The 20,801-nt window shown below is 74.5% G+C and carries 18 protein-coding genes; 7 read left to right on the top strand and 11 right to left on the bottom strand.

All coding sequences use genetic code 11. The features are described from left to right. The first annotated feature begins 45 nt into the window (after positions 1 to 45). On the top strand, positions 46 to 1,386 hold the full coding sequence (locus ACFZA0_RS14930; protein WP_391015822.1) for a histidine kinase: 1,341 nt from the start codon (positions 46 to 48) through the stop codon (positions 1,384 to 1,386). Next, entirely contained in the window at positions 1,383 to 2,048 is a 666-nt protein-coding gene (locus ACFZA0_RS14925) for a response regulator (protein ID WP_391015821.1), read from the top strand. Before ACFZA0_RS14930 ends, ACFZA0_RS14925 begins: the two co-directional genes overlap by 4 nt. A gap of 62 nt (positions 2,049 to 2,110) precedes the next feature. Here the strand turns inward: ACFZA0_RS14925 and ACFZA0_RS14920 are convergent, their stop codons facing one another. Together ACFZA0_RS14920 and ACFZA0_RS14915 are read right to left on the bottom strand one after the other, a co-directional pair. Further along, positions 2,111 to 3,496 carry an MFS transporter gene (locus tag ACFZA0_RS14920; protein ID WP_391016539.1) on the bottom strand — a complete coding sequence of 462 codons (1,386 nt, stop codon included), beginning with the start codon at positions 3,494 to 3,496 and terminating at the stop codon, positions 2,111 to 2,113. Between the two features lie 156 nt (positions 3,497 to 3,652). Beyond that, positions 3,653 to 4,858, bottom strand: coding sequence for a methyltransferase (locus ACFZA0_RS14915; protein WP_391015818.1), 1,206 nt, complete (start codon positions 4,856 to 4,858; stop codon positions 3,653 to 3,655). A 146-nt stretch (positions 4,859 to 5,004) separates the two neighbouring features. On the opposite strand from ACFZA0_RS14915, the gene ACFZA0_RS14910 reads away from it, so the two are divergent. Together ACFZA0_RS14910 and ACFZA0_RS14905 are read left to right on the top strand one after the other, a co-directional pair. Further along, on the top strand, positions 5,005 to 5,721 hold the full coding sequence (locus tag ACFZA0_RS14910; protein ID WP_391015815.1) for an alpha-ketoglutarate-dependent dioxygenase AlkB: 717 nt from the start codon (positions 5,005 to 5,007) through the stop codon (positions 5,719 to 5,721). Between the two features lie 24 nt (positions 5,722 to 5,745). Next, on the top strand, positions 5,746 to 7,122 hold the full coding sequence (locus ACFZA0_RS14905) for an ROK family protein (protein WP_391015812.1): 1,377 nt from the start codon (positions 5,746 to 5,748) through the stop codon (positions 7,120 to 7,122). A 34-nt stretch (positions 7,123 to 7,156) separates the two neighbouring features. Here the strand turns inward: ACFZA0_RS14905 and ACFZA0_RS14900 are convergent, their stop codons facing one another. After that, a complete protein-coding gene (locus ACFZA0_RS14900) occupies positions 7,157 to 7,741 on the bottom strand; it encodes a DUF4865 family protein (protein ID WP_391015809.1) in 585 nt (194 codons plus the stop codon). A gap of 11 nt (positions 7,742 to 7,752) precedes the next feature. Beyond that, a complete protein-coding gene (locus ACFZA0_RS14895) occupies positions 7,753 to 8,349 on the bottom strand; it encodes a TetR family transcriptional regulator (protein WP_391015807.1) in 597 nt (198 codons plus the stop codon). Between the two features lie 210 nt (positions 8,350 to 8,559). Here ACFZA0_RS14895 and ACFZA0_RS14890 point away from each other — a divergent pair, with 210 nt between their 5' ends. Further along, positions 8,560 to 8,856 carry an SHOCT domain-containing protein gene (locus ACFZA0_RS14890; protein ID WP_391015805.1) on the top strand — a complete coding sequence of 99 codons (297 nt, stop codon included), beginning with the start codon at positions 8,560 to 8,562 and terminating at the stop codon, positions 8,854 to 8,856. Between the two features lie 128 nt (positions 8,857 to 8,984). Here the strand turns inward: ACFZA0_RS14890 and ACFZA0_RS14885 are convergent, their stop codons facing one another. Then, entirely contained in the window at positions 8,985 to 9,515 is a 531-nt protein-coding gene (locus ACFZA0_RS14885) for an ATP-binding protein (RefSeq protein ID WP_391015803.1), read from the bottom strand. A gap of 800 nt (positions 9,516 to 10,315) precedes the next feature. Between ACFZA0_RS14885 and ACFZA0_RS14880 the strand changes: the two genes are divergently transcribed. Further along, a complete protein-coding gene (locus tag ACFZA0_RS14880; protein ID WP_391015800.1) occupies positions 10,316 to 11,440 on the top strand; it encodes a pyridoxal-phosphate dependent enzyme in 1,125 nt (374 codons plus the stop codon). A gap of 61 nt (positions 11,441 to 11,501) precedes the next feature. Here the strand turns inward: ACFZA0_RS14880 and ACFZA0_RS14875 are convergent, their stop codons facing one another. The 5 genes from ACFZA0_RS14875 to ACFZA0_RS14855 all read right to left on the bottom strand — a co-directional run bounded on the left by ACFZA0_RS14875 (position 11,502) and on the right by ACFZA0_RS14855 (position 17,906). Then, positions 11,502 to 12,341, bottom strand: a complete 840-nt coding sequence (locus ACFZA0_RS14875; protein ID WP_391015797.1) for a DeoR family transcriptional regulator — start codon at positions 12,339 to 12,341, stop codon at positions 11,502 to 11,504. Positions 12,342 to 13,214: 873 nt separating this feature from the next. Beyond that, the gene (locus tag ACFZA0_RS14870; protein ID WP_391015794.1) at positions 13,215 to 15,650 is read right to left on the bottom strand and encodes a right-handed parallel beta-helix repeat-containing protein; all 2,436 of its coding nucleotides are present in this window, start codon (positions 15,648 to 15,650) and stop codon (positions 13,215 to 13,217) included. Between the two features lie 114 nt (positions 15,651 to 15,764). Beyond that, a complete protein-coding gene (locus ACFZA0_RS14865) occupies positions 15,765 to 16,370 on the bottom strand; it encodes a hypothetical protein (protein ID WP_391015791.1) in 606 nt (201 codons plus the stop codon). A gap of 198 nt (positions 16,371 to 16,568) precedes the next feature. After that, on the bottom strand, positions 16,569 to 17,393 hold the full coding sequence (locus ACFZA0_RS14860) for an MOSC N-terminal beta barrel domain-containing protein (RefSeq protein ID WP_391015789.1): 825 nt from the start codon (positions 17,391 to 17,393) through the stop codon (positions 16,569 to 16,571). Positions 17,394 to 17,438: 45 nt separating this feature from the next. Then, complete coding sequence (locus tag ACFZA0_RS14855; protein WP_391015786.1) at positions 17,439 to 17,906, bottom strand: DUF6643 family protein; 468 nt, start codon at positions 17,904 to 17,906, stop codon at positions 17,439 to 17,441. A 294-nt stretch (positions 17,907 to 18,200) separates the two neighbouring features. Here ACFZA0_RS14855 and ACFZA0_RS14850 point away from each other — a divergent pair, with 294 nt between their 5' ends. Next, a complete protein-coding gene (locus tag ACFZA0_RS14850) occupies positions 18,201 to 19,523 on the top strand; it encodes a TerD family protein (RefSeq protein WP_391015784.1) in 1,323 nt (440 codons plus the stop codon). A 39-nt stretch (positions 19,524 to 19,562) separates the two neighbouring features. Here ACFZA0_RS14850 and ACFZA0_RS14845 read toward each other — a convergent pair whose 3' ends face one another. Then, positions 19,563 to 20,789: a glycosyltransferase gene (locus tag ACFZA0_RS14845; protein WP_391015781.1), complete on the bottom strand. Its 1,227-nt coding sequence runs from the start codon at positions 20,787 to 20,789 to the stop codon at positions 19,563 to 19,565. Between the last annotated feature and the right edge of the window lie 12 nt (positions 20,790 to 20,801).

Genomic DNA, 20,801 nt, shown 5'->3' with positions numbered 1-20,801 from the left:
CTCGGGGGACGCGGGTCGGCCCGAGCGGCGGTTAGCGTGGCGGGCATGGAGGCTGAGCACGTGTCGAATCCGCCCCCGCCACCGTCGCAGTCGCCGTCCCATCCGTCCTCCTCCCCGCACGGGTCCTCGGCGCCGCGTCGGCGTGGGCGTCCGCCGCGGCGGCGGGGGAGGGGGCGCCGGGGCGGTGTGCCGTACGGCCGTTGGCACGGGCGGCCGGCCTGGGGGCGGGACGCGGAGGCGGGGGACCGGTGGCCGTGGCGTTCCACGGTGCTGGTCACCGTCGTGGTGATGGTCGGCACCGGTGCCGCGGCGCGGGCGCAGGAGGGGGAGCGGGTGGGGCTCGGCGCGGCCGCGTACGCGCTGCTGGCCCTGGCCTGCGCGCTGCTGCTGTGGCGGCACCGGTACCCAAGGGCCGTGGTGTGGGGCACGGCGGTGACGGTGCTGGTCTACCTCGGGGCGGGCTACGCGTACGGGCCGGTGCTGTTCACCGTGGTGGTGGCGTGCTTCGCCGCCGTGGTCACCGGGCACCGGCGCGCCGCGTGGACGGCCCTCGGGCTGTTGTGGGCGGGGCATCTGGTGATCGCTCACTGGCTCTACCGTCTGCTGCCGCCGTCGGGGGACGGGCCGGCGCCGGTCGGGCAGGAAGTGGTGGTGGCGGCCTGGGGCGTCGCGGTGGTCGCCTTCGCGGAGCTGGCCCGGATCCGGCACGAGCAGTGGAACCGGGACCGTGCCGAGCGGGCGCAGGCGGCCCGGCGCCGTGCGGACGAGGAGCGGCTGCGGATCGCGCGGGAGCTCCACGACGTGCTGGCGCACAGCATCTCCGTCATCAACGTGCAGGCGGGCGTGGGGCTCGCGCTCCTCGACGACGATCCCGAGCAGGCCCGCAGCGCGCTCACCACGATCAAGTCGGCCAGCAAGGAGGCCCTCGACGAGGTCCGCCAGGTGCTGGACCGGCTGCGGGCGCCTGGGGACGCGCCGCGGGCACCGGCCCCCGGCCTGGACCGGCTGGCCGAACTGGCGGCGCAGGCACGGGCGGCGGGCCTCTCCGTCGAGGTGGAGGGCGAGGTGCCGCGGCTGTCGCCCGGCGCGGACCTGGCCGCGTTCCGCATCGTGCAGGAGGCGCTCACCAACGTCGTACGGCACTCCGGCTCGCGCCACGCGCGCGTGCGCGTGGACTACGACGCGGAGCGGTCGTCGTTGCGCCTGCGGGTCGACGACGACGGTCCCGCCACGGGGGCCGACGCGGGCGGCAGCGGCAACGGACTGGCCGGCATGCGGGAGCGTGCCGCAGCCCTCGGCGGGACGATCGAGGCGGGTCCGCGGCCGGACGGCGGCTACCGGGTGCTCGCGGTGCTGCCGACCCGGGCGAGGGAGGAGAGCCGGTGATCGAAGTACTGCTGGCGGACGACCAGGTGCTGGTGCGGGCCGGGTTCCGGGCGCTGCTCGACGCGCAGCCCGACATCGAGGTGACCGGTGAGGCCGCGGACGGCGGGGAGGCGCTGCGCAAGGTGCGCGAACTGCGCCCGGACGTCGTCCTGATGGACATCCGCATGCCCACGCTCGACGGTCTCGCCGCGACCCGGGCCATCACCGGTGACGCGGACCTGGAGGGTGTCCGGGTCGTGATGCTCACGACGTTCGAGCTGGACGAGTACGTCTTCGAGGCGATCCGTTCGGGCGCCTCGGGATTCCTCGTCAAGGACACCGAGCCGGACGAACTGCTGCGCGCCGTAAGGGCGGTGGTGCGGGGCGACGCGTTGTTGTCGCCCGGGGTGACGCGGCGGCTGATCGGGGAGTTCGCCGCGCGCTCCAGGACCCCGGCGCACGCGGGTGTGCTCGACGGGCTGACCGACCGCGAGCGGGAGGTGATGGCCCTGGTCGGACTCGGCCTGTCCAACGACGAGATCGCCCGCCGCCTCGTCGTCAGCCCGCTCACCGCGAAGACGCACGTGAGCCGGACGATGGTGAAGCTGGGCGCCCGCGACCGGGCCCAACTGGTCGTCATGGCCTACGAGTCGGGCCTGGTGCGGCCGGGCTGGCTGGGCTGAGCGACGTCGGGGGCGGGCCGGGCGCGCCCCGACCGGTCGCGCCCCCGACCGGTCCCAGGCCGTCAGTCCGCCGCCGCGTTGCGTGACGCGTAGCCGACGGTCGCCGCGACCGCCGCCAGGACCGCGACGCTGGTGAGCGCCGCGGGGAGCGAGAACCAGTCGGTCATGAAGCCGATCGCGGGCGGCCCGAGGAGCATGCCGCCGTAACCCAGGGTCGAAGCGGTCGCCACGCCTCCGGGGCCCGCCAGGGCGCCGGCGCGCTCAATGGCGACCGGGAAGATGTTGGCGAGGCCCAGGCCCGTGACGGCGAAGCCGGCCAGCGCCGCCCACAGGGTCGGTGCGAGCGCGCCGACCAGCATGCCCACCGCCGCGGTCGCGCCGCCGACGACAAGGGTGCGGGAGCGGCCGAGGCGCTCCAGCAGCGTGGTGCCGGTGAGACGGCCCAGGCTCATCGCGAGGGTGAAGCATGCGTACCCGGCCGCCGCGACGCCCGGCGAGGCGGCCAGGTCCTGCTGGAGATGGAGGGCGCCCCAGTCGGCCATGGCGCCTTCGCCGTAAGCCGTGCACAGGGCGATCAGACCGAACACGGCCACCAGCGCACGGGAGTTGGCGGAGGTGGCCGGACGGCGCTGTGCGGGCACGGCGGCACCGCCGAGGTTCTTCTCCTTCTCCGGCGCCAACTCGGCTTCGGCGTGGGCAACTTCGGGAACGGAAGCCGACGCCCGACCTGAATCCGGCTCCCGACCTGAACCCGGCTCCCGACCTGAACCCGGCTCCCGACCTGAACCCGAAGCCGATCCTGGACCCGACCCCCCGGCCGATCCCGCCCCTGCCGCCGATCCCGCCCCGGTCGTCGCCCCCGTCGCCCCCGCGACCCCCGGCACCGGCGGCTGGATCCGCAGCAGTGTCGGTCCCGCCGCGACGGTCACGATCAGGCCGATGACGGTGAGGCAGAGCAGGTGCCGGGTGGGGGAGAGGGAGCCCGCGACGAGACCGCCGAGTGAGGCTCCCGTCATGCCGCCGAGGCTGAACGCGGCGTGGAAGCTCGGCATGATCGGCCGCCGCAGTGCCGCGACCAGGTCGACCGCCGCGCTGTTGAAGGCGACGTTCAGGCAGCCGTAGGCGGCGCCGAACACCAGCAGCACCCCGCCGAGCGCGACGGCCGAGTGGGTGAGCGGGGGCAGTGCCACGCTCAGCGAGAGCAGTACCGCGCAGACGACCGTCACGGGATGGCTGCCGAACCGGCGGCAGAGCCTGCCGGTGAGCATCATCGTGATCACCGCCCCGGCCGAGACTCCCAGCAGGGCGAGGCCCAGCGCGCTGGCGGAGGCGCCCGTCTGTTCCTTGATCGCCGGGATGCGCACCACCCACCCGGAGAAGATGAAGCCGTCGAGCGCGAAGAACACGGTGACGGCGATGCGGAGACGGGTCAGGGAGTCGTCCGGCACGACGGTGTGCGGGACGTGTTTGTTTATGAGCGGCACAAAAGGCAGCGTAGAAGGGCTCCCGGGGTCCCACAAGGAGTTCACGCGGCCGTCCGCTGTGGGACGGACCACGTCGGCGGGCCGCGTCGGCAGGCGGCCGACGGCCGGAGAACGCGCAGCTCAGCCGTCTCCGCGTCCGGTCCCGTCCGCTCCGAGGGCCGTTCCGGGAGCGCCGTCGGCGGGCCGCCGCCGGTCGCGCCGGACGGCCCGCAGCACCACGAACTTCGGGTCCCCGGCGACCACTTCGCTGTTGCCGAACAGCCTGCGCAGGGTGACGTGGTAGCCGAGGTGCCGGTTGCCCACCACCCACAGTTCCCCGCCGGGCCGCAGGGTGCGGCGGGCGTCGGCGAACATGCGGCGGGCGGTCGTGTCCGTCGTCGCCTGGTGGGAGTGGAAGGGCGGGTTGCACAGCACCAGGTCCACGCTCGCGTCCGGCAGCCCCGCCAGACCGTCGCCGACCCTGAACTCGGCATGTCCGGGCACCCCGTTCGCCCGGTAGGTGTCCGCGGCGGAGGCGACGGCCTGGAACGACTCGTCCACGAACAGGACTTCGGCCTCGGGGTCGGCCACGCTCATCGCGGTGCCGACGACGCCGTTGCCGCAGCCCAGGTCCACGACGTGCCGGGCGCCGCTGCCCGTGGGCAGGTGGGAGAGGAAGAAGCGGGTGCCGATGTCGAGCCGGTCGGCGCAGAAGACCCCCGCGTGGTTGACGACGGTCCGCCCCGACAGGACGCCGATGCCGTCGGGCAGCGCGTACCGGTTGGGCCAGGGGTTCGCGGCGGGCGGGTCCTGGGGCTCGGGTGTGCAGTGGATCAGCCGTGCCTTCTTCACCGCGAGCGAGGTCCGGGTCGGGCCGATGATCCGCTCGAACAGGTTCAGGGTGGAGGTGTGGATCTCCTTGGTCATGCCCGTGCCGACGACGAGCGTTCCGGCGTGCACGGCCGGGGCCAGCCGCAGCAACTGGTCCTCCAGCAGCGCGAGACTCTTGGGCACCCGCACCAGCAGGACGTCCACGCGGTCCGGTGGCGTGTCCTGCGTGGTCAGCAGGCGCACGGTGCCGGGTTCCACGCCGTTGCGCGCCAGGTTGACCCGGGTCGCCTCCTGCGTGAGGTACGACTCGGTGATCTGCTCCGGCCGGTGCGCCGCGAGAGCCGTGGCCAGCGCGCCCCAGCGGTCGCCCACGATCACGACCGTGCCGGACAGCGGGGTGCCGAGATCGGCGAGGTGGCCGAGCAGGTACTCGTCGGAGGCGTCCCAGGCGCGCAGGCGGTCGCGCGGGTCCTCGGGGAAACGGGCCAGGTCGAGCTCACCCCAGGGGGTCGTCATACGGTCGTTCATCGTGGTCCAAGGCTAGAGCCTGTCGCCGCCCGGCTGTCCCGCGGCCGTTCGCTCTGGCCGGTTGCCGCCCTGTTCCGGCGCGCTCCCGCCCCCGTCCCGCTCGCCCCACGTGCACGTGGGGCGGGTGCGCGAGGATGGAGGGTATGGAAGCGGAGCACGAGTGGACACACGCGACGGAGGCCGAACTGTTCCCCCGCGACCGTACGGAGGTCGCCCCCGGCGCGGTGCACGTGCCGGACTGGCTGGACGCCGGGGCCCAGCGCGAACTGCTCGCCGCCTGCCGGGAGTGGGCCCGCCCGCCGGCCGGCCTGCGCACGGTGCGCACCCCCGGCGGCGGCACGATGACCGCCCGGCAGGTGTGCCTCGGCTGGCACTGGTACCCGTACGCCTACGCCCGCACGGTGGTCGACGGGGACGGCTCCCCGGTGAAGCCGTTTCCCCGGTGGCTGGGCGAACTGGGCCGCCGGGCGGTGGCCGAGGCGCTCGGCGCGGACGCCGCCGAGAAGGCCGCGTACGACGTCGGCCTGGTCAACTTCTACGACGGCGACGCCCGCATGGGCATGCACAAGGACGGCGACGAGCGGTCCGGGGCGCCCGTGGTGTCGCTGAGCCTCGGAGACACCTGCGTCTTCCGCTTCGGCAACGCCGAGACGCGCAACCGCCCCTGGACCGACGTCGAGCTGCGCAGTGGCGACCTCTTCGTGTTCGGAGGAGACTCCCGGTTCGCCTTCCACGGTGTGCCGCGGGTGCACGCGGGGACCGCGCCCGCGGGGCTGGGACTGACCGGCCGTCTGAACATCACGTTGCGGGTGAGTGGCCTCGGGGCGGACACCGCGCCGGGCAGCGGCTGAGCGGATCATGGGAGACTCCCCCTCATGAGCGGCAAGGCGGACCCCCGGAACGTGGGGGAAGGAACCACCTCGGGAACCCCCTCCGGACCCAGGTCCGGCGCGTCCTCCGGCATCCCCGGCACCTCCTCCGGCACCCCTTCCGGATCCACGGCCGGATCCACGGCCGGATCCACGGCCGGGTCCACGCCCGGGTCTTCCGGGACCTCGTCCCGGACGCGGCTCGACCGCGGGCGCGGAGCGCTCGGTCCCGCGCTGGAGCTCGTCCACACCGGGCGCGCGCCGACCCGTGCCGTGCTCACCGCCGAGCTGGGCGTGACCCGTGCGACCGCCGGTGCCGTGGCCGCCGAGCTGGAGGCGCTGGGGCTGATCCGTGTGGACGCCAGGCCCGGCGCCGCCGCCGGTTCGCAGGGCCGGCCCTCGCACCGCCTGACGGTGGCCGACGACGGCCCGGTGGTGCTCGCCGCGCAGGTGCACGCCGACGGTTTCCGGGCGGCGCTGGTCGGGCTGGGCGGCCGGATCGTCGCCACGGCCCCCGGCTGCGAGACCGTCGACGCGGACCCGGCCAAGGTTCTCCGTTCCGTCGTCGAGGCGGGCACCGACCTGCTGCGCGAGACCGGGCGCCGGTGCGTCGGCGCCGGGCTCGCCGTGCCGTCCGCCGTGGCCGAACCGGACGGCCTCGCCCTCAACCCGCTGCACCTGGCATGGCCCGCCGGAGCCGCGGTGCGCCGCATCTTCGCCGAGCGGGTCCGCGAGGCCGGGCTCGCCGTACCCGCGTTCACCAGCAACGACGTCAACCTCGCCGCCCTCGCCGAACACCGGCACGGGGCGGGCCGCGGCGCCCGGGACCTGTTGTGCGTGGCCACCGGACACCGGGGCGTCGGCGGCGCGCTGGTCCTGGACGGCCGCCTGCACACGGGCAGTTCGGGACTCGCCCTCGAAGTCGGCCACCTCACCGTCAACCCCGAGGGACGCCCCTGCCACTGCGGCAGCCGCGGCTGCCTCGACGTCGAGGCCGACCCGCTGGCCTTCCTGACCGCCGCGGGGCGCGACCCCGGCCCGGTGGGCTCACTGCTGCGGCAGTCCGAGGAACTGCTGCGCCACCACTACGCGGAACCCGCGGTCCGCACCGCCGCCGAGACGCTGATCGACCGGCTGGGACTCGGCCTCGCGGGGCTGGTGAACATCTTCAACCCGGACCGCATCATCCTCGGCGGCCTGCACCGCGGCCTGCTCGACGCCGACCCCGACCGGCTGCGCGCCGTCGTGGCCGACCGCAGCCTCTGGGGCCAGAGCGGCGGCGTCCCGATCCTGGCGTGCACGCTGGACCACAACAGCCTGGTGGGCGCGGCCGAACTGGCGTGGCAGCCGGTGCTCGACGACCCGCTGACGGCCCTGGCCTGACCCCGCCCCGCCGGCGCGCACGGCGGGGCGGGGTTCACCACTGCCGGCCCCGCGGCAGCCGGTCCCGTTCCGGCTGGGAGACGTGCAGGACCTCGTACACGTCCCCGGTGGCGGCGGGGGAGCCGCTGTCCCAGAGGGAGAAGTGGACGAGCTCCCAGCGCCGGGCGTCCACCGCGGCCGCGGCGAGCACCGCGCCGCTCGCGGCCGCCAGCCGCCGGGTCGCGGTCACGGCCTCCTCCATCAGCCCGGCCAGCGGCACGCCATCCGGCACCGGCCGCACGTCGCGCACCGCGGTCACGGCGCCCGCCGCGCCCGCCGCCCCCTCCTCGTACGCGAGGCCCGTCCACTGGTGCACCTCGGGGCGGCCGAAGTCGTCGACGATGCCCTGGAACGGGCCGCCCCAGAGGAAGGAGTTCATGCCGGCCGGGCCGTTCCACAGGTAGAACGGGGCGTACTCGTTGACCGGCGACCCGTGCACCCCGCGCTCACGGACCAGGTAGGCCTTCACGCCGAGCCCGTCCCAGTCGTCGAGCCGCGCGCCGAGCCGCGCCACCCGGTCCCGGACGATCCCCATGTCGTAGTCGGCGGGGAGGACGAGGGGGTACTGGAGCGCGTACATGCGGGTTCTCCTCAGCGAGTGGTGGTGCGCGGGACCGGACCGGGGGTGCCGTTCGCGGCCGTGAGCAGGGCGAGCAGCCCGGAGACGGCGTCGTCGAAGGCCGCCGGGGAACCGGACGCGCGGGCGAGCACGTAACCGCCCTGCACGGTCGCGAGGATGGTCGCGGCGGTCCGTTCGCCGTCCAGGGACGGGTCGAACTGCCCCTGCTCCCTGCCCTCCTCGACGATGCCGGCGAGCAGCTCGCGGACCCGGCCGAGCGTCTCGTCGACGGGGGCGCGCAGTTCGGCGCTGGCGATGATCTCGGGATCCATGGTGAGCCGCCCGACGGGGCAGCCGCGCAGGACGTCGCGCTCGCGGCGCAGGTACGCCTCGATCCGCTCGTAGGGGGTGCCGGGGGCGCCGAGCACCGCCGCGACGGACGCCAGCAGCTCCTCGGCGGTGCGCCGCACGGCGGCCAGGGCGAGGTCCGGCTTGCCCTTGAAGTGGTGGTACATGCTGCCCTGCCCGGCCCCGGCCCGTTCCAGGATCGCGCGCGGACTCGTGCCGACGTAACCGCGCTCCCACAGCAGTTCGCGGGTGGACTCGATCAGCCGCTCAGTAGTGCTCATGCGCCGACCGTACATACCAGTAGGTACAGACGGCAAGGGCGCCGCCGCGCACGCCGGGCCGGGCGGGTTCTCGCGGTGGGAGGAGTGCCTGCGCCCGAGTGCTGCTCCGGCGGCGGTACGCGCACTGTCGCCGGCCGTACGACGACACGAACCCGCCCCGGGGGCGACGCTCGAAGCAGCAGTGGCGAGCCCTCAAGGAGATGAATCGACATGGAGACCCTGGCCGACTTCAACGGCGGTCCCGGACCGTGGATCCTGCTGTTCCCGCTGATCTGGGCGGCGGTCGTGATCGGCGTCGTCACGGTCCTGCGCCGAACGGCCTGGCGCGGACGCGGACGTGGCGGACCGTGGCGCGCCATGGACGCCCGGCGCCCGGCGGGCGACTCGCCCCTCGCGGTGCTGGGGCGGCGGTTCGCCTCGGGGGAGATCGACGAGGAGGAGTACTGGCGCCGGATGTCCGTGCTGGACGAGCACTTCGGCGCTGCGGGCCGCAACCCGGCGCTCTGAGGGGCGAGTTGGCGCCCTCACGCCCGTGCGTACGTGTTGGCCGTCCGGCACGCGCCCCCACACGGGGAGGCGTGCCGGACGGCGAACACGCGCGGACGGACGGGCCGTTCAGCCGGCGAACGGCCGGTTCAGCCGGCGACGGCGGACCGGGCGGGTGCGTGCCCCGGCCGGGTGAGGTCGACCGGCCGCTCGACCTCGGCGAACCGGTGGGCGGTCTTGCCCACCGACGTGCGCAGGGTGGTGCGGACCGGTTCCGGGGCGGCGGGCGAGGTCGGCAGGGTGAACCAGACGACCTTTCCCTCCTCGCCGTCCGGGCGCACGCCCCAGCTCTCGCTCACCGCCGCCACCATCGCGAGCCCGCGCCCGCAGGTGGCAAAGGTTTCGGCGTCCTCGATCACCGGGATCCGGGGATCGTGGTCGCGGACGGACACCATGAGACGGTCGAGCAGCAGCTCGATCTCCACGGTGCACAACTTGTCCGTCCGGGCGTGCCGGTGGACGTTGGTCAGCAACTCCGTCACGCCGAGCGCGGCCCGGTCGATCAGGGGGTCAAGATGCCAGTAGCGCAACTGCGCCGAGACGATTCGGCGGACCTGGCCGATCCGCGACGGCAGAGCCTGCAGCTCTACCGTGCAGTGTTTGCTTGGGTGACTGATCACGGCTGCGACTCCCCGACGTGAGGTCCGGAAGAAGGAGTACGGATCCAACAAGTTGCCCGGTGGCAACGGCTGTTCGCTGTCGAGCCCGGCGGGCTGGTTCGCAGCGTTGTCGCCGGTAAACCCAGAGTGACGTGAGACCAGCGTGGCCCAGGGGGTGCGGTACCGCAACTCGCGGCACGCGGGGGCCGTGGCTCCGGGGCCGCGGCGCGGGCGGATCGTTGTCGCCAGGCGTGATCAGGTACCGCTTGCCGGTCAGTGCCGCGGGTGTCCGGTCGGGCGGCGCGTACCGGGGGCGCGTCGTGCGCACGGCGGAGGTCGACGGCCTGCCGCCGCGGGGGCGGTGCGCGCGGTGCTCCGGCGGTGCCGGAGCGTGCGCGCGGTCCCGGGGCGCGGTTCCCGGCGGGGCCGACTCCCGTGCGCAGAGCCCGCGTTCGGAGTCACTGGTCATCGATGCCCCGCCCCTCCGCGCACGTCGGTGAGCCGGAACGTGGTCCCGCGCGGGTCGTCCGGCTCGCTTGTCCTGGTCCTGCCCACACACCCCCGTTCGGGACCTTCGTCCCGCCCGGTGCAGTCTGCCCGCCTCGGGTGTCGAGCACCAGTACGCAATGATTCGGGTACCTGTCGCCGGGAGCACGTGACGGAGTGCGCCCCCTCCACATGGCGGACGGGATACCGCCCCCCGCGCCTGCTTTGAGGCACCCAAAGGGGTGTTTATGCAGGTGAGAAGCGTGCGGATGGTGTCTATGATCGGGGTGTCCGGCCGCGCTCGGCGCGTCGGCGTGACGATCGAGGAGCTCGCCGTGACTACGCCCCAGCAGACCCGGACCGGCGTGACGCTCGACGCGGACCGCACCGATCCCGCCTACCGGAGCTGGCTGAAAGAAGCCGTCCGCAAGGTGCAGGCCGACGCGAACCGGTCGGCCGACACGCACCTGCTCCGCTTCCCCCTGCCGGAGCCGTGGGGCATCGACCTCTACCTCAAGGACGAGTCCACCCACCCCACCGGCAGCCTCAAGCACCGCCTCGCCCGCTCGCTCTTCCTCTACGGGCTGTGCAATGGCTGGATCCGGCCCGGCCGCCCCGTCGTCGAGGCGTCCAGCGGCTCGACCGCCGTCTCGGAGGCGTACTTCGCGAAGCTGATCGGGGTCCCCTTCGTCGCGGTGATGCCGCGTACGACGAGCGCGGAGAAGTGCCGCCTCATCGAATTCCACGGCGGGCAGTGCCACTTCGTGGACGACCCGCGCACGATGTACGAGGAGTCCGCGGCCCTCGCGGCCAGGACCGGCGGCCACTACATGGACCAGTTCACCTACGCGGAACGGGCCACCGACTGGCGCGGCAACAACAACATCGCCGAGTCGATCTTCCGGCAGCTGGAGATGGAGCGGTTCCCCGAACCCGCGTGGATCGTCGCGACGGCCGGCACCGGCGGCACCTCCGCGACCCTCGCCCGCTACGTCCACTACATGCAGTACGACACCCGCGTCTGCGTCGCCGACCCGGAGAACTCCTGTTTCTACGAGGGCTGGACGACCGCCGACCCGGACGTCACCTGCGACTCCTCCTCCCGCATCGAGGGCATCGGACGGCCCCGCATGGAGCCGAGCTTCGTGCCGGGGGCCATCGACAGGATGATGAAGGTGCCGGACGCGGCGAGTGTCGCCGCGGTCCGCGCGCTGGAGCGGGTCATCGGCCGCAGGGCGGGCGGCTCGACGGGCACCGGGCTGTGGAGCGCGCTGCGGATCGTGGCCGAGATGGTGGCCGAGGGGCGCCGGGGCAGCGTGGTCACGCTGCTGTGCGACCCCGGCGACCGCTACCTCGACAAGTACTACTCGGACGCCTGGCTCGCCCAACAGGGCCTGGACATCGCACCGTTCAGCGACACCATCACGACCCTGCTGGACACCGGGGCATGGCCCGACTGACGCCGGCCGCCGCGAACGAGCCGCAAGTCCGCGCGTCCTGCGCGCACTTGCGGCATGGGGCTCAGAACTCGGCTTCCGCCCCGGCCTCTTCGGGCTGCTCGCCCGCCACGATCAGGTGCAGGTGCTCCGCGACCTCGGCGCGGGCGGCCGCCGGCAGCCCCGGGTCGGTCACCAGCGTGTCCACCTCGTGCAGCTCCGCGAACGAACTCAGGCCCACCACGCCCCACTTGGTGTGGTCGGCCAGCACCGCGACGCGCCGCGCGGACTGCACCAGGCGGCGGTTGGTCTCCGCCTCCGCGAGGTTCGGCGTCGACAGCCCGGCCTCCGCCGATATGCCGTGCACGCCGAGGAACAGCACGTCGAAGTGAAGCGCCGCGATGGCCCGGTCGGCCACCGGACCCACCAGGGAGTCCGACGGCGTGCGCACCCCGCCGGTCAGCACGACCGTGCCCGCGCCCGGCCGCTGCGGGGAGGTGCGCTGCGCCCCGTGGAAGACGTCCGCCACGCGCACCGAGTTGGTGACCACGGTCAGGTCCGGAACGTCCAGCAACTGCTGGGCCAGCGCGTAGGTCGTCGTACCGCCCGACAGCGCGATCGCCGCGCCCGGCACGACCAACTGGGCGGCGGCCCGCGCGATCTCCTCCTTGGCGGACTGCTCCAGACCCGACTTCGCCTCGAAGCCCGGCTCGTGGGTGCTCGCCTCGACCACCGGCACCGCGCCGCCGTGCACCTTCTCCAGCACACCCTGCCGGGCCAGCGCGTCCAGGTCGCGGCGGACCGTCATGTCCGACACGCCGAGCTTGCGGGTCAGCTCGTTGACCCGCACCCCGCCCCGGCGCCTGACCTCGTCCAGGATCAGGGCCCGTCGCTGCTCCGCGAGGAGGTTCTGATTCTCGCTCACGTACGCTCCGGTCCTCTCGCCTCAAGTCGCCCGGCCTGCCCACCGAACCCGCTCCCACGAGCCTTTTCGCCCCGCGGGCCACGGACGCCCCATCCTCGCACGCGCCGCCGCGCGCCGCGCCACCGCCCGGCGACCGGTGAATCCCCCGCAGGCCGGTTGCGCAGCGGTCCCCGCGCCGCCCCCGGTGTCACCCGGACCGGGGAACTCTCCGGAACGTGCCGGACGTGGGCGAGCGGACCGGCCGGGCACGGGGCGGGGCCCAGCAGGAGGCCGACCGTGCGGAGCGCGTCCCCGTCCCGCCTCCCGCCCCGCCTGGGTTCGCCGGGTCGACGCCTGACGAAGGGCGCCGGGCCCGGGAGCGCGCCGCCCACCCCTGCCACGCGCAGCGCGCCCGGCCCGACCTCGCGGACGGCGGCCTGGACCCGGGTCGCCGGCGGCCGGATCGTACTGTCCGGACGCTCCGGGGCGGTGTGCTCGCCGCGACGGCCCGGTCCCGCGGCGCCCTGCCGGCCTGCGGCGCCCCGCTGGGGCGGCAGCACGGGCGCTGGTTCCCGCCCCGCCGCGGCCCCGTCGACCGCGCCCGTCGCGCACGTCCGCACCGCGAGGTCGTCGGCCGGCGCGACCCCTGCCGCCGTACCCACCCCACCGACGGTCGGCGCTGCCGCTGCCCGCCGGGGCCCCGAGGCCCACCGGCCGCCGCTGCCGGAACCCTGATGCACGGCCGCACCGACGACCACCCGCTCCCCGCACCGGTTCGGGCTCCGCGCTCGCCGGGTGACGCGCGCGGCCCCCTCGCCCGTCTCGCGGGCCGGGGGAAGCCCCCGGGACCCGGCCCGTGAGACGTTGCCCCGTTGCCCCGAACAAGCCCGCGAATCAAGGCAGTTCGGGCAGGTCCTCCGCGTACAGGAGGGTCAGGTCGTCGGTGCTCGGGTCGGCGACCTGGGCCACCCGGCTCGCATGCCTTTCGACCATCGCCTCGAACGTCTGCCGTGCGGTGCGGCCGTTGCCGAAGGCGGGTCCCTTCGGGAGCACCGTGAAGTACTTCAGCAGGGCCTCGGACGCGCCGGGCGCGAGCGCGTACTCCTGTTCCTCGGCCTGCTGCTCCACGATCCGCAGCAGTTCCTCCGGGCCGTAGTCGCCGAAGGTGATGGTGCGGGAGAACCGCGAGGCCACACCGGGGTTGACCGACAGGAACCGCTCCATCTCCGCGGTGTAGCCGGCCACGATCACCACGACCGCGTCGCGGTGGTCCTCCATCAGCTTCACCAGCGTGTCGATGGCCTCCCGGCCGAAGTCGCGCCCCGAGTCCTCCGGCGACAGCGCGTACGCCTCGTCGATGAACAGCACGCCGCCGCGCGCCCGTTCGAAGGCCTCCTGGGTGCGGATCGCGGTCGAGCCGATGTGCTCGCCGACCAGGTCCACGCGGGACACCTCGACCAGGTGCCCCTTCTCCAGTACCGCGAGCGACGCCAGGATCTCGCCGTACAGCCGCGCGACCGTCGTCTTGCCGGTGCCGGGGGAGCCCGTGAAGACCAGGTGCCGCTTGACGGACGCCGCCTTCAGGCCGGCCTCCTTGCGGCGCCGGCCCACCTCGATCATGTCGGTGAGGGCCCGTACCTCCCGCTTGACGCTCTCCAGGCCGACCAGCGCGTCGAGTTCACCCATCACGTCCTGCGACTGCCGCGCGGGGACGGGCTGTTCGGGAACGGCCGTCGCGGTGGCGCGCTGGTCCGGCACCGCTGCGAGCAGGCCGGGCGTCAGGGTCGCCGTCTGCACCGCGGACTCGTGGACCGGGGGCGGCGGCCGCAGCCCGGCACCGCTCTCGTCGCCCGTGCAGTCCTCGACGACGGGGCCCGAACCGGGAGCGCCGTCCGCGCCGCCGCCCTCCGCGAACTCGTAGCCGCCGCGCGCGCATCTCTCGGTGCGGCACCGCTTCAGGGTGGTGCGGCAGCCGTCTATGACGTGGAAGCCGTACCCGCCGCTGCCCGTGACCCGGCAGCCCAGGAAGCTGCCCCGGCCGCCGGCCGACACGTAGAACCCGGCCTCCGCGGGGGACTCCACCGTGCAGCGCTCGATCGTCGGGTCGGCGCCCTTGGTGACGATCACGCCGGTCTGGGTGCCGTCCAGCGTGCAGCCGTTGAGGGTGCCGCCGCTGCCGTGGTCGCGGAACCAGGCACCCGTCGCCGCGTCCCGGATGCGGCAGTCGTCGAGCTGCGCGGTGGCGCCGTCGCTCACGGACACGGCGGTGTTGCGCACCTGCGAGATGTCGCTGTCGACGACGTCGGCGCGCGAACCCCGGTCCAGCACGAACAGCGCGTCCGGCACGTCGTGCACGCGGCACGAGTCGAGGACGGCGGTCGCGCCGTCGCTGACCCAGACCGCCGGGTAGTCGCCGGTGCTGTCGAAGATCTCGCACTGGTTGGCGTCCACGCGGGTGCCCGGGTCCCACACCGACAGGCCGTTGCGGCCGAACTGGCGCACCGTGGTGCGGGTCAGCGTCAGGACGGAGCGCGAGCGCAGGTCGACCGCGTTCTCCGGGATGTCGTGGATGCGGCAGTCGGCGAGGGTGAGCACGGCGTCGGTGTCGAGGGTCACGCCGTCGGACGTGGTGCGGTGCACGTCGCAGTCGGTGAGGTGCGCGGTGGCCCGGCCGGTGATCTGGACGCCGCTGCCCCGGACCTCGTAGACCTCGCAGCCCACCGCCTCCAGCGCGGAGTTCTCGCCGGTCGCCGTCAGGCCCGAACCGGCGGCATGGTGGATGCGGCAGCGCTCGAAGCGGGGGTGCGCGCCCCCGCGGACCGCGACGCCCGCCTGCCCCGCCGCGACGACCTCGCACTCCTCGAACACCCCGCCGCCGCCGTCGAGTACGGCGATGCCGATGCCCGCGGGGTTGTCGACGGCACAGCGGCGGACGGTCGGCCGGGCGCCGCCGCGCACCTCGATCCCGGCGGCGGACCGGGTGACCACCCGGATGTCCACCAGCTCGGGCGTGCCCTCCTCGACGAGCAGCGCGGGCGCCGCGGAGTCCTGGCCCTCCACGTGCAGGTCCTGGATCACGGCGGAGGCGCGGACGGTCAGCGGGACGCCGTCCAGGGGCGCGATGCGGACGGAACCGGGCGTGCTGTCGGGGCCGCGCAGCGTCACCGCCCGCTCCACGACGAGGTTCTCCCGGTAGGTGCCCGGGGCGATGGTGAGGACGTCGCCGTCGGCCGCCGCCTCCAGGGCTGCGGCGAGCGATGGGTACTCACCCGTGCGGCGCCGCCACCGCGAGGTTCCGGTGTGCGTCACCTGGACCGTGCCCTGTGCCATGCGCTGCTGTGCCCCCACCTCGTCGTACGCGGGATGTCGCCGAAACCTCGGCCGGTCCACCGTAGCGTGCGCGGGGACGGTCGGTTGACCGCGGGCGCGAGCGGCGGCCGGTGGTCAGCTCCCCGCGCCGGTGCGTCCCCAGTCGGGGCCGGCCCGCAGCCACGCGCGGTCCCAACGGGCGTGCCGGCGGCGGACCATGCGCCACACGGCCGTGCGCCGGGCGCCCTCCACGAGGCCGGCGGCGAGCAGCGCCGAGCCGACGCCGGCGAGGACCGCGTGCGTGGTCGCGGTGACGCCGTCGAGGGGCGGCCCGACCACGCGGCCCCGCCCGTCGGTCCAGATCGCGAAGCGGTCGCCGGGGCGCGGTGACGCCAGGTCCGCCACGGCCCGGCCCTGCCGCGCGGTGCCGTCGGGCGCCGTCCAGCGGGCGGTCACCCTGTTGCGTATCTCGCGCGCGGAGGTGCCGTCGGGGTCGAAGGCGGCGGGCGTCTGCTCCAGTTCGCGCACCACGGTGGCCGTGACCTGGTGGCGGGTGCGGTGCTGGACGCGCACCGATTGCTGGAGGGCGTGCTGGGCGGCGGAGCCCACCAGGGCGCCGACCAGCGGGGCCACAGTGAGCAGGAGGAGCAGCGAGACGAGGGCGAGCCACGCCTCCGCGAGATCGGTGGGGCGCCGCAGGGGATTGCGCCGCCACCGCCACACACCGGTGACCGCCCGCATGGGCCGGCACCCCCTTCCCGCGCGGGCCCGGCGGGGCCGCGCACACGGGCGCGGGTGGCGGAGAGGCGACCCACCCGCGCCGTGTCCTCATGAACCTCTCACCAAGTCCCAACGACCGGCGCGGGGTTCGGGTTCCCGGGCGGCGCGGGGCCGGGGGAACGGGCGTGGGCCGGGTGCTCCTGCGCGAGGATCCGGGTCCTACGCGAGGATCCGGACGGGATCACCGACGCGGACCGTGCCGCCCGTCAGGGGGACCAGGTTCTGCCCGAACATCAGCCGGCCGTCCACGAGACGGTGCCGGCCGAGCGTGAAGAGGGGTTCGCGGCCGCGCTCCGCCGTGTCCTGGTCGGTGGTGGTGACCACGCACCTGCCGCACAGCCTGGCGGCGCGGAAGACGACCTCGCCGACGGCGACGCGCGACCAGCCGTCCTCCGCCCACGGTTCGGTGTCCGTGACGACCAGGTTCGGCCGGAAGCGGTTCATCGGCAGCGGCCCCTCGGCTGCGTACTTCCCTTGCGCGACAAGGGAGTTGAGGGCGTCGAGCGAGGACGCCGAGGTGAGCAGCAGCGGGAAGCCGTCCGCGAAGCTGACCGTCTCGCCGGGCAGTGCGTGGTCGGGGTCGACCGGGCGCCGGTGGGCGGGGTCGTCCATGTGCACGAGGCGGACGTCCGCCCCCACGTAGGCGCTGCACCAGGCGTGCGCAGGGTCGCCGGCGGGCACCGCCTCGACCTTGGTGCCGAAGATCTCGGCGGTCACCGTCGGGCCGGGCGGCGGCACGGGGACGGTGAGCGGATCCCGTCCGGGACCGGACAGCACGATGCCGCCGCCCGGTGCGGGGGAGGCGGCGGCCCGCGCGAGATGCGGCCGCTGGCGCTGGGTGACGACCCTTCCCCCGTCGTCGATCAGCGCCCAGCGCCGGTCCCCGGCCAGCCCCCAGGGCTCCACGGAGGCCTCCCGGAGCGAGAGGCTCCGGAAGGCCTTGACCGGGTGAATGTGCAGAGAGAGCAGTTGTGCACGTGCCATGACCCCATCGTGCCAGGTGGCACCGGACGCGCCGGGTCCCCCGGATCAGTACCCGCGGTACTGCTGCTGGTTGTACGGGTCCTGGTACGGGGCCGGGGCCGGGCGGGGCGCCGTGGGGCGCATCGCCTCGTAGCCGGTGGGCGCCACCGGGCGCTGCTGCTGCATCGGGCGCTGCTGCTGCACGGGACGCTGCGGCATCGGGGCCTGCTGGGCGGGGTAGCCGCGCGGGGGGCCGGCCTGCTGCGGGATGTACGCGGCCGGGGCCTGCTGGAGCGGGGCCGGCTGCTGCATCTGCGGGTAGCCGTAGGAGGACTGCGAGGGGCCCGCGGGCAGGGCCGGCAGCGCCGAGGGGAGCGCGGGCAGATGGCTGCCGCCCGTGTCGTACGCGGCGGGGACCCGGATCGGCGCGATCTGCGGGGTGCCCCGCTCGGCGACGAGCGAGTCGTAGATCGGGGTGTCCGGGAACGAGGCGGAGTAGTAGCCGCCGCCATAAGGGGAGCGGGGGGAGGTCATGGCACATAAGTTAAGCCCACGATGTGCTGGTTGGGGAGACCGATAAGAGGGTTGTTTTCCGAGTCGGGCGCGACCTGTCGTCCCCAATGCGAGCGAATTCGGCAAAAAGGGGCGGCATCATCTGTACGGATCGTGTAAAGGGCTAGTTCCCGGTCGGTTAAGGGGAGTTGGCCGCCGCGAATTCTGTGCCGTCCGTGGGAGCGGGCTGTGCCCGGCAATACCGTGGGAACACCGGCCGACGGCGCACGGCCCGCCGTCGCCGAGTACGGTCGCAGCCGATGCGAAGGGGGTCCGATGAGTGCGGACAGGGCGATGCCGAAAGGTTCGAACGTACCGGTGCCGACCGCGGCACTGCGTGTCGAGATGGGGCGCCGGTCGGGGCCCGGGGTGCCCGACGCGGACGTCTCGGCGCTGCTGCTGACCGGGCGCCGGGTGCGGTCCGACGCGGACTTCGTCTTCTACAACCAGCCCGAGCACTCCTCCGGAGCGGTCCGGCACGAGGGCAAGCGGGACACCGGCGGGCAGGTGCGCGACACCCTGCTCGTCGACCTCGCGCGCGTGGAGCCCGGCATCGAGACGGTCGTGGTCGCGGCCTCCGCCGACGGCGGCGCCTTCGGCCAGGTGCCCGGCCTGTACGTCGAGGTGCGTGAGGCCGCCGGGGACACCGTCGTCGCCCGCTTCGAGAGCGCCGACGCGACCGTCGAGACCGCCTTCGTGCTCGGCGAGTTCTACCGCCGCCAGGGCGCCTGGAAGTTCCGCGCCGTCGGCCAGGGCTACGACAGCGGCCTCGCCGGGCTCGCCACCGACTTCGGGATCACCGTCGACGAGCCCCAACACGCCACGCCCGCAACGCGGTCGGCGCCCGCGGGCACCCTCCCGCCCGCCGCGCCCCCGCTGCCGCCCGCCGCGCCCCCGAAGCCGGTCACCGCGCCGCCGCCCCCGGTCACGGTCCGGCCGCCGGAGCCGCCCGCGGGGCCGGTGCGGCTGACCAAGGTGACGCTCACCAAGGCGGCGCCGTCCGTGTCGCTCGCCAAGCAGGGCGGCGTCTCGGGCGCGCTGCGCGTGAACCTCAACTGGCAGGTGCGCAAGCAGTTCTCGGGGTGGGGGCGCAAGCGCGGGCGGGCCGTCGCCGACCACGCGGACCTCGACCTCGACCTGTGCGCGCTGTACGAGCTGACCGACGGCAGCAAGGGCGTCGTCCAGGCGCTCGGCAACGCCTTCGGGTCGCTCGATCGGCCCCCGTACATCCATCTCGACGGCGACGACCGCACCGGCGGGAGCGAGGCGGGGGAGAACCTCACCCTCAATCTCGACCACAGGGCGAAGTTCCGCCGCGTCCTCGTCTTCGTGACGATCTACGAGGGGGCCCGCTCCTTCGCCGACCTGCACGCCACCGTCACCCTCCAGCCGCAGCAGGGCGCCGCCGTCGACTTCTCCCTCGACGAGTGCACCGTGCCCTCCACCGTCTGCGCGCTCGCCCTGATCAGCAACGTCGGCGGCGACCTGGTCGTCCAGCGCGAGGCCCAGTACCTGGTCCCCGAGCGCGGGGTCAGCCCCCAGCGCACCGTCGACCGCGTCTACGGGTGGGGCATGAACTGGACCCCGGGCCGCAAGTAGCACCGCCGCCCCGGCCGGTCCGCGACCGGCCGGGCCGGCTCAGCCCTCCTCGGGCACCACGTCCGCCGTCGCGTCCGGCCGGGCGTAGGTGCGGCCCTTCCAGGCGGCGCCCCGGCCCCGGTAGTGCTGCACCGCCGAGTCGACCGTCATCAGCAGGTACAGGAACGCCGTGAACGGCAGGGCGGGCGCGAGCCACAGGGACTGGCGGTAGTAGCGCAGCATCGGCACGTACGTCGCCGCCATCACCAGCCACGCGAGGCCGCCCAGCGCGGCGACCACGCCCGAGCCCGTCGCGAGTCCCGCCACCAGGGCGGCCGGCGGCACCAGGTACACCCAGGCCAGACCGGCGACCGTACCCGTCAACAGCAGTGGATTGTGGCGCAGTTGGGCGTACGCGCTGCGCGAGATCATCCGCCACAGGTCGTGCAGCCGCGGGTAGGGCCGGATGCTGTCCACGCCCTCGGCGAGCCCCAGCCAGATGTGGCCGCCGCCGCCCTTGACCACCCGGGCGAGCGACACGTCGTCGATCACCGCGTGCCGGATGGAGTCCGGGACGCGGGCCGCCCGCGCGGTCTCGGCGCGCAGCAGCACGCAGCCGCCCGCCGCCGCCGCGGTCCGCCCGCCCTTCCGCGCGATCCGGCGGAACGGGTAGAGCTGGGCGAAGAAGTAGACGAACGCGGGCACCACGAGCCTCTCCCACACGCTCTCCACGCGCAGCCGTGCCATCAGGGACACCATGTCGAAGCCCCCGGTGTCCGCCGCGGCCACCAACTCCCGCAGGCTGTACGGCGCGTGGGTGATGTCGGCGTCCGTCAGCAGCAGGTGTTCGGGGTCGCCCGCCGCGGCCAGGGACATGCCGTGCCGCACCGCCCACAGCTTGCCCGTCCACCCGGCGGGCGGCTCGCCGGGCGTGGTCACCGTCAGCGGCAGCCCGCCGTGGGTGCGCGCCAGCTCCCGGGCGAGATCACCGGTGCCGTCGGTGCTGCCGTCGTCGACGAGGAACACCTCCGCCCGCCCCGGATAGTCCTGCGCGAGCAGCGACGGCAGGCTCAGCGGAAGCACGGCCGCCTCGTCGCGGGCCGGCACCACCACGGCGACGGACGGCCAGCGGGCCGGCGGGCGGCCGGGCGGCAGTCTGACGTCCGTGCGCCAGAAGAAGCCCTGGCACAGCAGCAGCCACAGCCAGGCGACGAGTGATCCGGCGGCAATCCACACGATGGCGCTCACGTGCGCAGTCTGCCGCACCCGCCGGCTCGCGAAAGGCATCGTCTAAGGTGG

The sequence above is a fragment of the Streptomyces sp. NPDC008150 genome, from assembly GCF_042956945.1.
In the GTDB taxonomy this organism is placed as follows: domain Bacteria; phylum Actinomycetota; class Actinomycetes; order Streptomycetales; family Streptomycetaceae; genus Streptomyces.
The sequence above is the reverse complement of the archived record's forward strand: the minus strand, read 5'-3'. Positions and strand labels throughout refer to the sequence as shown.

Coding starts and splice junctions, on each gene's coding strand:
- ACFZA0_RS14855 (WP_391015786.1), bottom strand. CDS start 17,906: ATGACCTCCCCCCGCTCCCCTTATGGCGGCGGCTACTACTCCGCCTCG.
- ACFZA0_RS14870 (WP_391015794.1), bottom strand. CDS start 15,650: ATGGCACAGGGCACGGTCCAGGTGACGCACACCGGAACCTCGCGGTGG.
- ACFZA0_RS14850 (WP_391015784.1), top strand. CDS start 18,201: ATGAGTGCGGACAGGGCGATGCCGAAAGGTTCGAACGTACCGGTGCCG.
- ACFZA0_RS14895 (WP_391015807.1), bottom strand. CDS start 8,349: ATGAGCACTACTGAGCGGCTGATCGAGTCCACCCGCGAACTGCTGTGG.
- ACFZA0_RS14860 (WP_391015789.1), bottom strand. CDS start 17,393: ATGGCACGTGCACAACTGCTCTCTCTGCACATTCACCCGGTCAAGGCC.
- ACFZA0_RS14905 (WP_391015812.1), top strand. CDS start 5,746: ATGAGCGGCAAGGCGGACCCCCGGAACGTGGGGGAAGGAACCACCTCG.
- ACFZA0_RS14900 (WP_391015809.1), bottom strand. CDS start 7,741: ATGTACGCGCTCCAGTACCCCCTCGTCCTCCCCGCCGACTACGACATG.
- ACFZA0_RS14910 (WP_391015815.1), top strand. CDS start 5,005: ATGGAGGGTATGGAAGCGGAGCACGAGTGGACACACGCGACGGAGGCC.
- ACFZA0_RS14865 (WP_391015791.1), bottom strand. CDS start 16,370: ATGCGGGCGGTCACCGGTGTGTGGCGGTGGCGGCGCAATCCCCTGCGG.
- ACFZA0_RS14890 (WP_391015805.1), top strand. CDS start 8,560: ATGGAGACCCTGGCCGACTTCAACGGCGGTCCCGGACCGTGGATCCTG.
- ACFZA0_RS14930 (WP_391015822.1), top strand. CDS start 46: ATGGAGGCTGAGCACGTGTCGAATCCGCCCCCGCCACCGTCGCAGTCG.
- ACFZA0_RS14915 (WP_391015818.1), bottom strand. CDS start 4,858: ATGACGACCCCCTGGGGTGAGCTCGACCTGGCCCGTTTCCCCGAGGAC.
- ACFZA0_RS14845 (WP_391015781.1), bottom strand. CDS start 20,789: ATGCCTTTCGCGAGCCGGCGGGTGCGGCAGACTGCGCACGTGAGCGCC.